Source organism: Ferrimonas marina (genome assembly GCF_900129905.1).
Taxonomy (GTDB): domain Bacteria; phylum Pseudomonadota; class Gammaproteobacteria; order Enterobacterales; family Shewanellaceae; genus Ferrimonas; species Ferrimonas marina.
Genome location: NZ_FQXG01000007.1, coordinates 1 through 15,686, shown reverse-complemented (window position 1 = coordinate 15,686; position 15,686 = coordinate 1). Strand labels below are relative to the sequence as shown.

The 15,686-nt window shown below is 61.8% G+C and carries 16 protein-coding genes and 1 tRNA gene; 14 read left to right on the top strand and 3 right to left on the bottom strand.

Features of this window, described 5'->3' with window-relative positions; all coding sequences use genetic code 11:
- Positions 1 to 15 precede the first annotated feature (15 nt).
- Positions 16 to 1,071: a phage shock protein operon transcriptional activator gene (gene pspF, locus BUC04_RS16545; protein ID WP_067664430.1), complete on the bottom strand. Its 1,056-nt coding sequence runs from the start codon at positions 1,069 to 1,071 to the stop codon at positions 16 to 18.
- 179 nt (positions 1,072 to 1,250) lie between these two features.
- On the opposite strand from pspF, the gene pspA reads away from it, so the two are divergent.
- The 12 genes from pspA to gltS all read left to right on the top strand — a co-directional run bounded on the left by pspA (position 1,251) and on the right by gltS (position 12,745).
- Positions 1,251 to 1,919: a phage shock protein PspA gene (gene pspA, locus BUC04_RS16540; RefSeq protein ID WP_067664428.1), complete on the top strand. Its 669-nt coding sequence runs from the start codon at positions 1,251 to 1,253 to the stop codon at positions 1,917 to 1,919.
- 15 nt (positions 1,920 to 1,934) lie between these two features.
- Entirely contained in the window at positions 1,935 to 2,180 is a 246-nt protein-coding gene (gene pspB / locus BUC04_RS16535) for an envelope stress response membrane protein PspB (protein WP_067664426.1), read from the top strand.
- Complete coding sequence (gene pspC / locus BUC04_RS16530; RefSeq protein ID WP_067664424.1) at positions 2,167 to 2,556, top strand: envelope stress response membrane protein PspC; 390 nt, start codon at positions 2,167 to 2,169, stop codon at positions 2,554 to 2,556. Before pspB ends, pspC begins: the two co-directional genes overlap by 14 nt.
- 64 nt (positions 2,557 to 2,620) lie before the next feature.
- Positions 2,621 to 4,000 (top strand): YcjX family GTP-binding protein, encoded by a 1,380-nt coding sequence (locus BUC04_RS16525; protein WP_067664422.1) that lies wholly within the window; start codon positions 2,621 to 2,623, stop codon positions 3,998 to 4,000.
- Entirely contained in the window at positions 3,997 to 5,019 is a 1,023-nt protein-coding gene (locus BUC04_RS16520) for a TIGR01620 family protein (protein ID WP_067664420.1), read from the top strand. Before BUC04_RS16525 ends, BUC04_RS16520 begins: the two co-directional genes overlap by 4 nt.
- 203 nt (positions 5,020 to 5,222) lie before the next feature.
- Positions 5,223 to 6,425 carry a trans-sulfuration enzyme family protein gene (locus tag BUC04_RS16515; protein ID WP_067664418.1) on the top strand — a complete coding sequence of 401 codons (1,203 nt, stop codon included), beginning with the start codon at positions 5,223 to 5,225 and terminating at the stop codon, positions 6,423 to 6,425.
- Positions 6,422 to 7,213 (top strand): phenylalanine 4-monooxygenase, encoded by a 792-nt coding sequence (gene phhA, locus BUC04_RS16510; protein ID WP_067664416.1) that lies wholly within the window; start codon positions 6,422 to 6,424, stop codon positions 7,211 to 7,213. The genes BUC04_RS16515 and phhA overlap by 4 nt, the downstream gene beginning before the upstream one ends.
- Before the next feature lie 12 nt (positions 7,214 to 7,225).
- The gene (locus BUC04_RS16505; protein WP_067664414.1) at positions 7,226 to 7,561 is read left to right on the top strand and encodes a 4a-hydroxytetrahydrobiopterin dehydratase; all 336 of its coding nucleotides are present in this window, start codon (positions 7,226 to 7,228) and stop codon (positions 7,559 to 7,561) included.
- A gap of 209 nt (positions 7,562 to 7,770) precedes the next feature.
- The gene (gene tyrR / locus BUC04_RS16500) at positions 7,771 to 9,321 is read left to right on the top strand and encodes a transcriptional regulator TyrR (RefSeq protein WP_067664412.1); all 1,551 of its coding nucleotides are present in this window, start codon (positions 7,771 to 7,773) and stop codon (positions 9,319 to 9,321) included.
- A 169-nt stretch (positions 9,322 to 9,490) separates the two neighbouring features.
- Positions 9,491 to 10,561, top strand: coding sequence for a 4-hydroxyphenylpyruvate dioxygenase (hppD, locus tag BUC04_RS16495; RefSeq protein WP_067664514.1), 1,071 nt, complete (start codon positions 9,491 to 9,493; stop codon positions 10,559 to 10,561).
- 142 nt (positions 10,562 to 10,703) lie between these two features.
- Positions 10,704 to 11,351 carry a maleylacetoacetate isomerase gene (gene maiA / locus BUC04_RS16490; protein WP_067664512.1) on the top strand — a complete coding sequence of 216 codons (648 nt, stop codon included), beginning with the start codon at positions 10,704 to 10,706 and terminating at the stop codon, positions 11,349 to 11,351.
- A 200-nt stretch (positions 11,352 to 11,551) separates the two neighbouring features.
- Positions 11,552 to 12,745, top strand: coding sequence for a sodium/glutamate symporter (gltS, locus tag BUC04_RS16485; RefSeq protein WP_067664410.1), 1,194 nt, complete (start codon positions 11,552 to 11,554; stop codon positions 12,743 to 12,745).
- Here gltS and BUC04_RS16480 read toward each other — a convergent pair.
- Together BUC04_RS16480 and BUC04_RS16475 are read right to left on the bottom strand one after the other, a co-directional pair.
- Positions 12,742 to 13,617: a LysR family transcriptional regulator gene (locus BUC04_RS16480; protein ID WP_067664408.1), complete on the bottom strand. Its 876-nt coding sequence runs from the start codon at positions 13,615 to 13,617 to the stop codon at positions 12,742 to 12,744. The two genes, gltS and BUC04_RS16480, sit on opposite strands and share 4 nt — an antisense overlap.
- A gap of 101 nt (positions 13,618 to 13,718) precedes the next feature.
- Positions 13,719 to 13,946 carry a hypothetical protein gene (locus BUC04_RS16475; protein ID WP_067664406.1) on the bottom strand — a complete coding sequence of 76 codons (228 nt, stop codon included), beginning with the start codon at positions 13,944 to 13,946 and terminating at the stop codon, positions 13,719 to 13,721.
- Between the two features lie 165 nt (positions 13,947 to 14,111).
- Here BUC04_RS16475 and gltX point away from each other — a divergent pair, with 165 nt between their 5' ends.
- Positions 14,112 to 15,524 (top strand): glutamate--tRNA ligase, encoded by a 1,413-nt coding sequence (gltX, locus tag BUC04_RS16470; RefSeq protein ID WP_067664404.1) that lies wholly within the window; start codon positions 14,112 to 14,114, stop codon positions 15,522 to 15,524.
- An 82-nt stretch (positions 15,525 to 15,606) separates the two neighbouring features.
- A tRNA-Ala gene (locus BUC04_RS16465) sits at positions 15,607 to 15,682 on the top strand.
- The last annotated feature ends 4 nt before the right edge of the window (positions 15,683 to 15,686 follow it).

The following is a 15,686-nucleotide window of genomic DNA, read 5'->3' as shown; positions in this document are numbered from 1 at the left end:
GGGCCACCTTGGGGCTCAATTCTCCTGCCCCAGCAGGTCGTACTTCTTTAGGATCCCGCGCAGCTGGTGGTAGGTCAGGCCCAACAGCTCGGCACTCTTCTTCTGGTTGTACTGGCTCTGCACCAGGGCCTGCTTGAGGATCTTGATCTCATGATCCTGGCTGGCCTGCTTGAAGTCCAGCGGCAGGGCGATCCCCTCGTCGCTGGGGGCCGCTGCCGGCGCTTGCGGCGGGGCACTGACCTCGCTGACGCTGCGTCTGTCCTCGGTGCGCACCGCTTGAGTGGGACGCCAGGGGGACTCGAACGGGTCCAGCACGATCTCGTGCAACGGTAGCTCGGCGTTGTTGTGGCGGTAGACGCTGCGCTCCACCACGTTCTTCAGCTCCCGCACGTTGCCCGGCCACTCGTAGGTCAGCAGGGTTTTACGGGCCCGTTCGGTGAAGCCGGAGAACAGCTCCAGATCGAGCTGGCGGGTCATCTGGATGGCAAAATGTTCTGCCAGCAGCAGGATATCCTCGCTGCGGGCTCGCAGCGGCGGCAGAGTGATCACATCAAAGGCGAGCCGGTCCAGCAGGTCGGCGCGAAACTCGCCCTTGGCGGCGAGCTGCGGCAGGTCTTCGTTGGTGGCGCACACCAGGCGGACGTCGCTGCGCAGGGTGCGGTTGCCGCCCACCCGCTCGTACTCACCGTACTCGATCACCCGCAGCAGCTTCTCCTGGACCAGTCCGGAGGTGTTGGCCAGCTCGTCGAGGAACAGGGTGCCCTTGTCGGCCCGCTCAAATCGGCCCTCGTGTTTCTTGCCGGCGCCGGTAAAGGCACCACTCTCGTGGCCAAACAGTTCGCTCTCCAGCAGGTTTTCATTCAGGGCCGCGCAGTTGAGCTTGAGGTAGGGCTGCTCCCACCGCTGCGACAGGAAGTGCAGGCGCTCGGCAATCAGTTCCTTACCCGTCCCCCGTTCGCCGATGATCAACACCGGCTTACTCAGTGGCGCGATCTTGGAGACGTGGTCCAGAACCTGGTGAAAGGCGGCGGACTGGCCGATCAGATTATCCGTGTGGCGGTGTGCAGACATCCATTATCCCGTATGGTGAGTTTCGCCAACTGTTGGCGGTTTCCATGATAGGAACAGACCACTGAAAAATAAAGGACTTACAAAAATCCTGTAAATACAGTGCTTTGCAATTAGATAAAAAGTTGGCACGCTTCCTGTAAACATTTGGCACGAGGGCAAGTTTATAAGAGGAATCAGTTATGGGTATCTTTACTCGCTTTGCCGATATTGTGAATTCTAATCTCAGCGCCTTGCTGGACAAGGCCGAAGATCCGGAAAAGATGGTCCGCCTGATCATCCAGGAGATGGAGGATACACTGGTGGAGGTGCGTTCAACCTCCGCTAAGATCCTGGCGGAAAAGAAAGAAGCTGTACGTCGGGTGGAGCGCGCCACGCGCCAGGCTGACGAATGGCAGGCCAAGGCTGAGCTGGCCCTGTCGAAAGACCGGGAAGACCTGGCCCGCGCCGCTCTGGTAGAGAAGCAGAAGGCCGGTGAGCTGGTGGAAGCCCTGAAGCAGGAGCTGGAAACCATCGAAACCCAGATCGCCCGCCTGAAGGAGGAGATCACCCAGCTGCAAGAAAAGCTGAACGACGCCCGCGCCCGGCAGAAGACCATTGTCATGCGCAAGCAGGCCGCCAGCTCTCGGTTGGATGTGAAGCGTCAGCTGGACACCTCCAAGATCGACCAGGCGATGAACCGCTTTGAGCAATACGAGCGTCGGGTCGAAAACATCGAGTCTGAGGTGGAGGCCTACGAGCTGAGCCAGCCCCGCAGCCTGGATGACGAGTTTGCCGCCCTGGAGGCCGAGGACAAGGTCAACCAGGAGCTGGAAGCGATGAAGAAAAAGATGTCGAAGAAGAAATCCTAAGGTAAGGAGCCCCCCATGGAAGATCTGATCGGGTTACTGGTTGCGCCCATCATCATATTCTTAGTCATTGTGGCGCCCATCTGGCTCATCTTGCATTACCGCAGCAAGAAGCAGATCAGCCAAGGGCTTACCGATGAAGAATATGAGCAACTGAACAGCTTGCTGCACCGGGCCGATAAGATGGCCGATCGCATTGACAGTCTGGAGCGGATCCTGGATGCAGAGTCGCCGGACTGGAGGAGGAAGCATGGCCAAGAATAACACCATCCCGCTGTACCGGATCCCGGAGCAAGGCAAGATCGCCGGGGTCTGTGCCGGGTTGGCGGAGCGCTTTAGCCTCGAGGTGTGGTTGGTGCGGATCGTCATGCTGTCGGCACTTATCCTGACCGGGATCTTCAGCTTCGTCCTGCTGCTCTACGTGGTGGCCTGGGTGTTGCTGGACAAGAAGCCCCGTGAGGAGCCGCTGCATCGCCACGATGTAAAGACCAAGGTGTGGCAGGCCGGCGAGTCCCCCCGCAGTGCCTTTCGGGAGGTCAACAGCCGCTTTCGCGCCCTGGAACTGAGGCTGCAGCAGATGGAGCGCTACGTCACCTCAGACAGCTACAACCTGCGACGGGAAATCGATAACTTAAAATAATCGATAACGAAGATAAGCCCTCGGCGGGAGCAGCATGCTCCCGCTTTCGACCTGCTGGGACACTATGACACCCAACAAAAGCCATTGGCGCCGCTGGGGCCGCAACCTGGAACAGTGGGCCTACCGCGGCCTGGATCAACATCTCAGAGTGGGGATCACCGGCCTGTCTGGCGCCGGCAAGACCGCCTTTCTCACCTCCCTGGTTCACCAACTCCTCCACGCCGAGCCGCAACATCTGCCGATGTGGCAGGCCTTAAGCGATGGCCGCCTGTTGGGGGTTCAGCGCCAATCCCAACCGGACCTGGCACTGCTGCCGTTCGACTATGACAACGCCATCGCCGGCCTCTGCGCCAATCCGCCGCAATGGCCGCCCTCCACCCGGGGGTTGTCGGAGATCCGTCTGGCACTGCGCTTCGCCCCTGCCGGCGGACTCAAGCGTCAACTGATCGATCACCTCACCCTCTACCTGGATCTGGTGGATTACCCGGGGGAGTGGCTGCTGGACCTGCCGATGCTGAACCTGGAGTTTGCCGATTGGTCTCGCCAACAGTGGCAGATGCTCAGCGCGCCGCCCTGGAACGAGACCACCGGGGCCTGGCTGGCCGAGGTGGAGCAGTTAAGTGACGAGGCGGGCATCGAACCGCTGGCGGCCCAGTACGGCAGCTTGCTCGGTGAGCTGCGCCAGAGTCTGGCGGCCACCTATCTGCAGCCGGGTAGGGCATTGCTGCCCGCCGAGCTGGCCGGTACGCCGATCCTGGCGTTCTTCCCACTGTCGCCGCAACGGCTGGAGCAGCATGACGATCCCCTGGTGGCGGTGCTGCGCTCTCGCTACGACGCCTACTGCGAGCAGGTAGTGAAGCCCTTCTACCGCAAGCATTTCGCCCGGTTCGACCGGCAGGTGGTATTGGTGGATACCCTGGGGGCGCTGGACAAGGGCCATGCCCAGATCACCCAGATGGCCGATGCCATCCAGGCGATCCAGCAAAGCTTTCACTACGGCCCCGGCAGTCTGCTGCGGCGACTGTTCCGCCCCCGCATCGACAAACTGCTGTTTGCCGCCGGCAAGGCGGACCACATCACCGTCGATCAGCACGCCAACCTGCTGTCACTGACCGACAGCCTGATGGGGCAGTCCGGTCGCCTGGCCCGCTTCAGTGGCAGCAAGGTCGAAACCATGGTGCTCAGCGCCATCCGCGCCAGCCAGCAGGGCCAGGTAGACCGGGGCGGATTGATCCCGGTGATCCGCGGCGTTGATATGGCCCAGCAGGCGGTGACCCGCTTTCCCGGTGAGGTCCCCAGCCAGCTGCCCGAGCCCAGCTTCTGGCAGCAGCAGGGGTTCGAGTTTGGCCGGTTGGCGCCGCCGCAGCTGGGGTCGGTGCAGGCCCCCTTACCTCATATGCGTATGGACCACCTGATTGAGTGGATGTTGGGAGACAAGATGTGAATAAGGATCTCAAGCCAGCCCAGAGCTTTGATGACCTGCCGGAGCACTCGGTAACCCAGCTGCAGCCGGCCCAGGATCTGGCGGATGAGCCGCTGATCGACATGTCGCAGCCCAAGGTGACCGCCAGCAAGCCCCCCAGCAAGCTGCTGCGCGGGGTATTGCTGACCTTCGGCCTGCTGCTCTTGGTGGAGGCCGGCCACACCCTGTGGAGCGTGTATCAGCAGCACTGGGCCTGGTTTGCCCTCTACGCCACCGCCTTCGCCGGGGCCGGCCTGGTACTGGCCCGCTGGGGCTGGCGTGAGTGGCGTCGCTTGCGCCAGCTCAAGGCCGCCCAAGGCGCCCGCGACCAGGCCAAGCGCATGGCCTGCAGTGCCCAACGAGGCGAGGCGGAGGGCTTTATCAAGCAGATCAGTCAGCAGGTGCCTGAGGCTTACCAACCCCAGGTCGTGGACTGGCAGCAGCGCCGCCAGCCTCACCATGATGATGCCGAGCTGCTGCTGCTGTACGAGCGCACCGTGCTCAGCCGCCAGGATGAGGCGGCCCACGAATGCATCTACCGCTATGCCGCCCAGGCCAGCTTGCTGCTGGCGGCCAGTCCCATGGCGGTGCTGGATATGGCGCTGATGCTGTGGCGCAATCAGGCGATGCTGGATGAGGTGGCGCGGATCTACGGCATTGAGCCGGGCTATTGGGGCCGGATCCGGCTGGTGCGCGGCATTCTCGCTAACCTGCTCTACGCCGGGGGCAGCGAGCTGGCACTGGATCTGGGCACCCAGATGCTGTCGGCAGAGCTGACCGGCAAGCTTTCTGCCCGGGTAGCGCAGGGGCTGGGAGCGGGGTTGTTGACCGCCCGCCTGGGCTACGCCGCGTGCGCCCAGTGCCGCCCGTTACCCTACCAGGCGCGCCAGCGCCCCTCGCTGATGAAGGTGCAGGGCCGTCTGCTCTCTGAGCTGACCCGGGTCTCCGCCGATGCACTGCGCCAGGCCCGCCGGGCCAGCGACCTGACCAAGACCCCGTAAACTTGTTGTCCGCACCGACCTGACCGTCTGCTGCGGCCTCACTGCTGGGCGTAACGGAGAATTTACATGCCGATACGATTGTGATCTGGCTCACGGATCTCGATCGCGCCATCCTCTGGCTTATGTTAGGGCGATACCCCGCCAACCAATAAACACCAATAAGGGCAGACAGCCCCGGCGGGCCACATCCAGGGGAGAAGAGTATGGATGCCAAGATGCACCCGGATACCTGCGTGATCCATGGCGGTCACCGGCGCGACGCCAGCGGCAGTCTGGTCACGCCCTTGTGGCAAACCGCCACCTTTGCCTTTCCCGATTGCCAGACCGGTGGCGCACGCTTCGCCGGTGAGCAAACGGGACCGATCTACACCCGGTTGGGCAACCCAACCACCGACGAGCTGGAGCGCCGCATCGCGCTGCTGGAGGGGGCCGAATCCGCGGTTGCCTTCGGCAGTGGCATGGCCGCGGTCGCCGCCACCTTGCTGGCCAACCTGCAAGCGGGGGATCACCTGCTGGCGGCGGTCGGCCTCTATGGCTGCAGCTACTCACTGGTGACCGAGCAACTGCCGCGCTTTGGCATCGAGGTCAGCCTGGTGGACTTTGCCGACCTGGCGAGCGTCGAGGCCGCCATTCAACCCAACACCCGGCTGATGCTGCTGGAGACCCCGGTCAATCCGCACCTGCGGGTCTATCCGCTGGACCCCATTGTTGCCCTGGCCCGGCGCCATGAGCTGCTGACCGTGGTCGACAACACCTTTATGACCCCGTTGCTGCAAAAGCCCCTCAGTCACGGGGTTGACCTGGTGGTGCACAGTGCCACCAAGTACCTCAATGGCCATGGCGATGTGATCGCCGGCCTGGTCTGTGGCCGTGACGAGATGATGCAGCGACTGCGCGGTGAGATCCGTAAGGATTTCGGTGCCGTACTCTCCCCCCACGATGCCTGGTTGATCCTGCGCGGGATGAAGACCCTGGCGGTGCGGATGGAGCGCCACTGCACCAGTGCCCTCAAGGTGGCCAAACATCTGCAGCATCACCCCAGGGTAGCCCGGGTCTACTACCCGGGGCTGGAGCAGGACAATCTGCTGGGAAACCAGATGGCCGCCGGAGGCGCGGTCTTGGCGCTGGAGCTGGAGGCTGACTACCATCAGGCCCTGGCTTTTGCCGACCGGCTGCAGCTGTTCACCCTGGCGGTCAGCCTGGGGGATCCGGAGTCGCTGGTGCAGCACCCTGCATCCATGACCCACAGCCCCTATGCGCCGGAGGTACGCCAGGCCGCCGGCATCAGTGACAGCTTAATCCGCCTGGCCATCGGCCTGGAGCACGTCGACGATCTGCTGGCGGATCTGGACCAGGCCCTGGCAGCGGTAGCAACCCAAGTGGAGACCCAAGGAGCACAGCGATGAAAGGCACCCAATACAGCGCCCGCAACCCCGATGCTCAGGGCCATATCCACTATCCGCCCGAGGAGCACCAGATCTGGTCAGAGCTGGTGGCGCGGCAGCAACAGCACCTGCCGGGTCGGGCCTGCGACGCCTACCTGGATGGGCTGGAACGCCTGGCCCTGCCCAGCGACCGTATCCCCCAGCTGGCGGAGGTAGACCGGGTACTGATGGAGTGCACCGGCTGGCAGACCGCCCAGGTGCCGGCATTGATCTCCTTTGAGCGCTTTTTCGAGCTGCTGGCCAGCAAGCGCTTCCCAGTCGCCACCTTTATCCGCAGTCGGGAAGAGTTCGATTACCTGCAGGAACCGGACATCTTCCACGAGATCTTCGGCCACTGCCCACTGCTGACCAACCCGGCCTTTGCCCACTTCACCCACACCTACGGTAAGCTGGGGCTGGCGGCCACACCGCAGCAGCGGGTCTACCTGGCCCGACTGTACTGGTTTACCGTGGAGTTTGGCCTGGTACAGAGCAGCGAGGGGCTGCGGATCTACGGCGGCGGCATCCTGTCGAGCCCCGGCGAGACCCAGTACGCCCTCTCGGGACAACCCAAGCTGCAGCCGATGGACCCGCTGGAGGCGATGCGCACCCCTTACCGCATCGACATCATGCAGCCGGTCTATTTCGTACTGGAGCAGATTGATCAGCTTTACGAGCTGGCGCAGATGGACCTGATGGCCCTGGTGGACCAGGCGATGGCCCTGGGTCTGCGCGAGCCCCTCTTTCCCCCTAAGCAGCAAGCAAGTTAAAGGAACCCAAGGATGAGCGAACTGAGTGAGATGAAGTGCGAGGCCTGCCAGGCCGGAGCCCCCAAGGTGACCGAGCAGGAGCTGGCCGAACTGATGGGCCAGATCCCCGATTGGGCCACCCCGGTGCACGACGGCGTGATGCAGCTGGAGCGGGTCTACAAGTTTAAGAACTTCAAGCAGGCCTGGGCCTTCAGTAACAAGGTGGCGGAGCTGGCCGAAGCGGAGTTCCACCACCCGGGGATCCTGCTGGAGTGGGGAAAGGTGACCGTCACCTGGTGGACCCACGCCATCGGTGGCCTGCACAAGAACGACTTCATCATGGCCGCCAAGACCGACGCCTTGCTGTAGGCCCAGCCCTAGCAGTGATTAGCCCACCCTGACAGGGTGGGCTTTTTTGTGCTGGTCGGGGTTATTGTACAGGTATTTTTACAGTATCATTTCAGCGAGTGACCCAGCAGCGCCTGGATTTGGGGAGAGACGCCAACGTACACCAGGGGCTCGCTGCAACAGGTTGATTGACCGTTCCTATCACGACAACAAAACAACAGGAAGGGACTATGCGGATTCGAGTAAGTTGCCAGGACCGTATCGGACTGGCGCGAGAGATCCTGGAAGTACTGGAGAAGCAAGGCATCAACATCAACGCCATCGATGCCGGCAGTGAGGGCTACGTGTACCTGCAGGTGCCCGCACCCACCTTTGAGCAGCTGCAAGAGCTGATGCCGATGCTGCGCAAGATCCCCAACGTCACCGACGTACGCACCGTTCCCTATATGCCCTCAGAGCGTGAGCACTACGCCCTGGAAGCGCTGCTGCGTACCCTGCCGGATCCCATCTTCTCGCTGGATCTCAAGGCCAACTTTGCCACCGCCAACGACTCCACCCTGGCGGTACTGGGCAGCCCGGCAGAGGAGGTGATCGATCAGCCGGTAGCCAACTTCATCCAGGGCTTCTCCTTTGCCCGCTGGCTGGGCGGTGAAGAGGTATTGCCCCAGGCCATCAAGGTCACTATCGGCGGCAGCCAGTACCTGGCGGAGATGCTGCCGATCGACCTGCCGGACGAGGAGGGCACCAAGATCCTCGCCGGGGCCATGGTCCAGCTCAAATCCGCCGCCCGGGTCGGGCGTCAGTTCAACGCCCTGCGTGAGCATCGCTCCGGCTTCGATACTCTGATCGCCGAAAGCGAGCGGATGCGCACCCTGCTGGATGAGGCCCGTCGCATGGCCCAGCTGGAGGCGCCGCTGCTGATCCTGGGAGAGACCGGCACCGGCAAGGAGCAGATGGCCCGCGCCTGCCACCAGGCCAGCCTGCGTCACGACAAAAACTTCGTGGTGATCAACTGCGCCTCGCTGCCGGATGACGTGGCCGAGAGTGAACTGTTCGGCCTGGCCTCCAGCCCCACCGAACTGGTTAAGAAAGGGGTGATTGAACAGGCCGATGGCGGCACGGTATTCCTGGATGAGGTGGCCGACATGTCGCCGCAGCTGCAGGTTAAGCTGCTGCGCCTGATCCAGGATGGCTGCTTCCGCCGGGTCGGTGATGACACCGAGATCAAGGTCGATCTGCGCATCATCTGCGCCAGCCAGCGCGACCTGTCCGAGCTGTGCCAGAAGGGTGAGTTCCGCGAGGATCTCTACTACCGCATCAATGTGCTCAACCTGCAGCTGCCGCCACTGCGTGAGCGTAAGGCCGACATCCTGCCGCTGGCCGAGCTGTTCCTCGAGCACTACAGTGAGCAGCTAGGCAGCCCCCTGCGCCAGCTCTCCGCCAGCTGCCGCGACTTTATGCGCAGCTACGCTTGGCCGGGGAACGTGCGCCAGTTGAAGAACGCCATCTTCCGGGCGGTCTCCATGGCCGATGAGCGCGGCGAGCTGACCCCGGAGCAGCTGCGTCTGCCCGCCTGGAACGAAACCTTTGGCTATCTTGACCAGGAGTTCGAGGGCACCCTGGATGAGGCGGTCAAGCAGTTCGAATCCAGCCTGTTGCGCCGACTCTACCCGGCGTATCCCTCCACCCGTCAGCTGGCGCGCAAGCTGGGGGTATCCCACACCGCCATCGCCAACAAGCTGCGGGAGTATCGCATCGGCAAACAGCGAACCTCCAAGTAAGCTGTTGATATAAAAGGGCCCGTTGTCTGGTGTAAAGACCAGGTGACGGGCCCTTTTGCAGTTGTATGCAGTGTGATCTGGGTCACGGAGTTTATTGTTTGGCAGGGGTTGGGTAAACAAGAGGGGTATCACACGAACAACACGAATAGGGAGAAGCAACGTGACCGAAGTGACCAACGCCGTGGACTGGAATCCGCTGGCCACCGACGGATTTGAATTTGTTGAGTACACCGCCCCGAACCAAGAGGGGATCGATGCCCTCAAGCAGCTGTTCTCCGGCCTGGGCTTTGCCGAGATCGCCAAGCATCGCAGCAAGGCCGCCTGGCTTTACCGCCAGGGCGACATCAACTTTATCGTCAACGCTCAGCCGCACTCCCAGGCGGCGGAGTTTGCCAAGCAGCACGGCCCCAGCGTCTGCGGTATGGCCTGGCGAGTGAAGGACGCCGGTAAGGCCCTGGCCCACGCCCTGGCCAACGGTGCCAGCGAGTTTGTCGGTAACATCGGCCCGATGGAGCTGAACATCCCGGCGGTGAATGGCATCGGCGATTCCACCCTCTACTTCGTCGACCGCTACGGCGATCGCTCCATCTACGATGTGGACTTCGAGTTCTATCCCGACGCGGCGGTGCGCCTGGCTGCGGCCGACAAGGGCCTGTACGAGATCGATCACCTGACCCACAACGTGTTCCAGGGCAACATGGACACCTGGGCTGGCTTTTACGAGCGCATCGGCAACTTCCGTGAGATCCGCTACTTCGACATCGAAGGCAAGCTCACCGGTCTGGTCAGCCGGGCCATGACCGGCCCCTGCGGCAAGATCCGTATCCCCATCAACGAGTCCTCCGACGACAAGAGCCAGATCGAGGAGTACCTGCGCGAGTACAAAGGGGAGGGGATCCAGCACATCGCCCTGACCACCGAAGACATCTACGGCACCGTGGCGGCGCTGCGCGCCGGTGGCATGGACTTTATGCCGACCCCGGACACCTACTACGACAAGGTCGACAGCCGGGTTGAAGGGCACGGCGAGGACGTTGATCGGATGCGGGAGCTGCGCATCCTCATCGACGGCGCGCCGATGAAAGACGGTATCCTGCTGCAGATCTTCACCCAGACCGTTATCGGTCCGGTGTTCTTCGAGATCATCCAGCGCAAGGGCAACGAGGGCTTCGGCGAGGGCAACTTCAAGGCCCTGTTTGAGTCCATTGAGGAAGATCAGATCCGCCGCGGCGTGATCTAAACCTTCGGCCGGGTTCACCCCCGGGTGAACCCGGTATGAGGGGGGAATGAAAAAACTTCTTTACTAAAGAGGCGTTTGGAGAAGCAGCAACTATAGTTGTTACTAATTGCCCCGGTTGCTTCAAAGAGACGCCTCGGTCATGCTGAAACTCTATGGATACTGGCGCTCCAGCGCGGCGTTCCGCGTTCGGATAGCGTGTCATTACAAAGGATTGCCGTTTGAGTACATCGCCGTCAACCTCACTAAAGAGGGGGGCGAGCAGCACCTGCCCGGCTATACCATCCTCAACCCCAATCGTCTGGTGCCCACCCTGGTGGACGGCGACATGATCCTCAATCAGTCGCTGGCGATCATCGAATACCTGGACGAAGCCTACCCCGACAAGCCTCTGCTGCCCGCCTGCCCGCTGGACAGGGCCAAGGTGCGCGCCCTGGCGCTGAACCTGGTCTGCGATTGTCAGCCGCTCAATAACCTGCGGGTGATGAAGTACCTGGGCAATGAGCTCAAACAGGGTAAGGCGCAGAAAGAAGCCTGGTTCCGTCACTGGCACCGTCTGGCTCTGGCGGGCCTGGAGGCCCAGCTCGAGGGCACCGCACGACGCTTCTGCTTTGGCGATCAGCCCACCCTGGCGGACGTCTGCCTGGTGCCCCAGTGCTACCAGGCCGAGCGAGTGGGTCTCTCCCTGGAGGAGTTTCCCCGCATCCAGCGCATCGTCAGCCGCTGCCGCGAACTGGAGGCCTTTAACCTGGCTGCCCCAGAGCGCCAGCCGGATGCGATCGTCTCCAACTGATGCTATGCGGCCGAAGGGCCGCCGCCTTCTTTTCTGCTCCCCCTGATGTCCTGCCTATACTTCCATACTCCTGCGCTAACCATTTTCCCCTCTGTGGTTCTGGGGTCAGCTCGGTGTTTGAGCCGGTACGCAGCCGCCACCCATAACAACGCCAAACCCAGATCGCCGCACGCCGGTGCGGAGGTTCATGAGGAGCCAGTATGGAGCTATCGCTGCGTGCGACTGTCTTGGCCGCGATCCTGGTCTTGCTGATCGGACGGTTGCTGAACAGCAAGATCGCCGTGCTGCGCCGCTACAACATCCCAATGCCCGTGTCCGGCGGGATCTTCGCTTCCCTGTTAGCCTTTGCCGCCTACGAGCTGTGGCAATTCGAGGTGCAGTTTGACACCTCGCTGCGAGACGCCCTGCTGCTGGCCTTCTTTACCACGGTGGGGCTGGCGGCCCGGCTGGAGATGCTGGCAAAAGGGGGGCGGCCGCTGCTGGTGCTGATGTTTGTCTGCGTCGCCGGCGTGGTGCTGCAAAACGTCACCGGGCTGCTCATGGCCACGGTGACCGGTTTGCCGACGGCCAATGGCTTGCTGCTCGGCTCCGTTTCCCTGTTCGGTGGTCACGGCACCTCGGTGGCCTGGTCCAGCGTGTTTGAGCAGCGGCTGGGGATCAGCAATGCCCTGGAGATTGGCATCGGCAGCGCCACCATGGGGCTGGTGATGGGGGGCCTGGTTGGTGGACCACTGGCGCAGAAGCTGATCGACAAGCATAAGCTCAAGGCGGGTGAGCCGGTGCTGGAGAGCACCAGTGACGAGGGGCCGGGGCGTAAGATCGACAGCCAGAGCATGTTCGTGGTGTTGATGTACATCAGTGCAGGGATGATCCTGGGGACCCAGGCGTCAGAGTGGGCGGCGGCTCACGGCGTCAATGTGCCGGAGTTCCTGGCCTGCATGCTCAGTGGTCTGCTGTTGACCAATGTACTGCCGCGGCTGCTGCCCAAGCTTGAAGCCCCCACCGACGGCCAGTCACTGCCACTGATGGGGGAGATCACCCTCGGCCTGTTTCTGTCGATGTCGTTGATGGGGATGCAGCTGTGGACCCTGGTGGACCTGGCATTACCGATGTTTCTGACCATCGTCGCTCAGGTCACCATGATGGTGCTGCTGGTGGTATTTGTGCTGTTTCCGATGCTGGGGCGCAGCTATGACAGCGCGGTGATCTGCTCAGGCTACCTGGGCATGGGGCTGGGCGCTTTGCCCAACGCCATGGCCAATATGAACGCCGTGGTCAATCGCTATGGTGCCGCGCCGCTGGCCTTTATGGTATTGCCGCTGGCCAACGCCTTCTTCGTTGATATCTCCAACGCCATCATTCTGCAGGCGCTGCTCAACCTGTTTGCGCCCTAGCGGCCGTTCTGCTCCAGCAGGAAGTCCAGGAAGGTTCGATCCGCCTGGGTCAGTGCCCGGCCACTCTTCCAGCCGACGTGCAGATCCATGTACATCGGCTCACTGAAGCGCAGCGCCTTGATCTCAGGATCCGACTCCACCACCATCTCCAGCACCGTGGTGATGGCAAAGCCCTGCCGTACGATGCTGCGGATCAGTTCAATCAGGTTGGTTTCAAAGGCGATATCGGGGGTAAAGCCGCGGGCCTGGGCCAGCTCATTGACCAGCTCACGGTGGTAATAACCAGGCTTAAACATCACCAGTTCGTGTTGGAAGAACTCGTCCCAGTCGATGCTGTCACGCTGCGCCAGCGGGTGTTCGGTGCCCACGGCGGCGATCATCTCCGGGCGCATCAAGGGCAGGGTTTCCAATCCTACCTGCTCACCCGGATCGATGATGATGCCGATGTCCACCTCATCCCGCTCCAGCATGGCGCGGATCTCCTGGGTGCCGGCCTCGCACAGTGACAGCTTTAAGTCAGGGTAGCGATGGTGGAATGCCATCAACAGGGCAGGGAAGTAGTAGGAGCCGACCATACCTGGCAGCGCAATGCGCACCTCACCGCGGTCAAGGTCGCGCAAGCGGGCCATCGCCTGGGTGGCTTGCTCAACCCGCTGCAAGATGGCTTGGGCATGGGGCAGCAGCTCCTTGCCCTCGGCAGTCAGTTGTACCCGTTTATCCTGGCGGTGCAACAGCACCAGACCCAGGTCACTCTCCAGCTTCTTGATGGCGGTGCTGACCGCCGGTTGTGCCACGCCCAGGACCTTGGCTGCCCGGGTAAAACTGGCGTGTTCCGCCACCATGACGAAGTTACGAAGCTGTCTGAGATCCATAGGTGTTTGAGCCATTTGATAAACTGCATCGGTAGTCACTTACTATGCCAGTTTATGAAAATGTCTCAAGCAGATTGTTACAGGCTGCGCCTCCTGCGTCTCTAGGTGTCCTGTAACCGACCCAGCACGTCATCGGACGGGATCAGGTCCAGGTGACCATGCTCGTCAAAATACCATCCACGGATGTAGCCCAGACGCTGCATCTTCTTGAAATCCTCGACCACCTGTTTTGCCTCCGACATCGCCTGGGCGTGGTCGTAGCCCTGAGTCTGCTTAAGGTAGCTGGCGATGCTCTCAATCGGGGCGGATTGCGAAATGTTGGTGGGCATAATGAGCCTCCGGATTCCTGTCGCGCCACAGCTCTAGCGTAGGCCATTGTCTACGTCTTGGCGCCGTCGTTGGATTGCTTTTGTTGACTTGCCGCCGGGCTGCTAAACTAGCGCCCTTGAAACGGCCCCGGCCGCCCCCAGAAGCATTTGTATATCGAGAAAGATATGACCGTAAAAACCCGTTTTGCCCCCAGCCCGACCGGCTTTCTCCACGTGGGAGGGGCGCGCACCGCACTGTACTCCTGGCTACACGCACGGAACCAGGGCGGCGAGTTTGTCTTGCGCATTGAAGACACCGATCTGGAGCGTTCCACTCAGGAGGCGATCGACGCCATCCTCGAGGGCATGAACTGGCTTGGGTTGAACTGGGAAGAGGGCCCTTACTATCAGACCAAGCGCTTTGACCGCTACAACCAGCTGATCGATCAACTGCTGGCCGAAGGCAAAGCCTACAAGTGTTACTGCAGCAAAGAGCGCGTCGATGCCCTGCGCGAGCAGCAGATGGCCAATGGTGAAAAGGCCCGTTACGACGGTCACTGCCGTGACAGCCAGGAGCAGCACGCCGCTGACGCGCCTTTCGTGATCCGCTTCCGCAACCCCACCGAGGGCACCGTGGCCTTTGACGATCACGTCCGTGGTCGTATCGAGATCGACAACCGCGAACTGGACGATCTGATCATCCGCCGCAGCGACGGCTCCCCCACCTACAACTTCTGTGTAGTCGTGGACGACTGGGATATGGGGATCTCCCACGTGGTGCGTGGCGAAGACCACATCAATAACACCCCCCGTCAGATCAACATCTACCAGGCTCTGGGTGCCCCGGTACCGGAGTTTGCCCACGTTTCCATGATCCTGGGTGACGACGGTGCCAAGCTGTCCAAGCGCCACGGTGCGGTCAGCGTGATGCAGTACCGGGATGACGGCTACCTGCCTCAGGCCCTGCTCAACTACCTGGTGCGCCTGGGTTGGTCCCACGGTGACCAGGAGATCTTCAGCGAGCAGGAGATGATCGAGCTGTTCTCCCTCAAGGCGATCAACAAGTCTGCCTCCGCCTTCAACACCGACAAGCTGCTGTGGCTCAACCAGCACTACATGAAGAGCCTGCCGGCGGACGAAGTGGCCAAGCACCTGGCCTGGCACTTTGAGCAACAGAACATCCCGCTGCAGAACGGCCCCAGCCTGGAGGCCCTGATCCCGGTAATGGCCGAGCGCGCTCAGACCCTCAAGGAACTGGCCGAATCCAGCCGCTACTACTACGAAGACTTCGAAGAGTTCGACGCTGCCGCAGCCAAGAAGCACCTGCGTCCGGTGGCACAAGCTCCGCTGGAGCTGGTTGCCCAGAAGCTGGCGGCACTGCAGGAGTGGAATGCCGAGGCGATCCACAACTGCATCAAACAGACCGCCGAGGAGCTGGAGCTGGGCATGGGCAAAGTGGGTATGCCGCTGCGCGTGGCGGTGACCGGCGCCGGCCAATCTCCGAGCCTGGATCTGACCCTGTTGCTGATTGGACAAGCACGTTCCGTCGAGAGAATCGGCAAGGCGGTTGAATTTGTAGCAAACAGAGCGAATTCCTAAAAAACGTATTGACTCATTTCTGGGGGCTCCCTAAAATGCGCCTCGCACTGAAGGGGACGCCCCCTGAAAGGGCAAGCTTGATGGGGCTATAGCTCAGCTGGGAGAGCGCTTGCATGGCATGCAAGAGGTCCGCGGTTCGATCCCGCGTAGCTCCACCATCTT

Excerpts from the sequence above, each read along its gene's own strand:
- pspF (WP_067664430.1), bottom strand. The coding sequence starts at position 1,071 with ATGTCTGCACACCGCCACACGGATAATCTGATCGGCCAGTCCGCCGCC.
- pspA (WP_067664428.1), top strand. The coding sequence starts at position 1,251 with ATGGGTATCTTTACTCGCTTTGCCGATATTGTGAATTCTAATCTCAGC.
- pspB (WP_067664426.1), top strand. The coding sequence starts at position 1,935 with ATGGAAGATCTGATCGGGTTACTGGTTGCGCCCATCATCATATTCTTA.
- pspC (WP_067664424.1), top strand. The coding sequence starts at position 2,167 with ATGGCCAAGAATAACACCATCCCGCTGTACCGGATCCCGGAGCAAGGC.
- BUC04_RS16525 (WP_067664422.1), top strand. The coding sequence starts at position 2,621 with ATGACACCCAACAAAAGCCATTGGCGCCGCTGGGGCCGCAACCTGGAA.
- BUC04_RS16515 (WP_067664418.1), top strand. The coding sequence starts at position 5,223 with ATGGATGCCAAGATGCACCCGGATACCTGCGTGATCCATGGCGGTCAC.
- phhA (WP_067664416.1), top strand. The coding sequence starts at position 6,422 with ATGAAAGGCACCCAATACAGCGCCCGCAACCCCGATGCTCAGGGCCAT.
- BUC04_RS16505 (WP_067664414.1), top strand. The coding sequence starts at position 7,226 with ATGAGCGAACTGAGTGAGATGAAGTGCGAGGCCTGCCAGGCCGGAGCC.
- tyrR (WP_067664412.1), top strand. The coding sequence starts at position 7,771 with ATGCGGATTCGAGTAAGTTGCCAGGACCGTATCGGACTGGCGCGAGAG.
- gltS (WP_067664410.1), top strand. The coding sequence starts at position 11,552 with ATGGAGCTATCGCTGCGTGCGACTGTCTTGGCCGCGATCCTGGTCTTG.
- BUC04_RS16480 (WP_067664408.1), bottom strand. The coding sequence starts at position 13,617 with ATGGATCTCAGACAGCTTCGTAACTTCGTCATGGTGGCGGAACACGCC.
- BUC04_RS16475 (WP_067664406.1), bottom strand. The coding sequence starts at position 13,946 with ATGCCCACCAACATTTCGCAATCCGCCCCGATTGAGAGCATCGCCAGC.
- gltX (WP_067664404.1), top strand. The coding sequence starts at position 14,112 with ATGACCGTAAAAACCCGTTTTGCCCCCAGCCCGACCGGCTTTCTCCAC.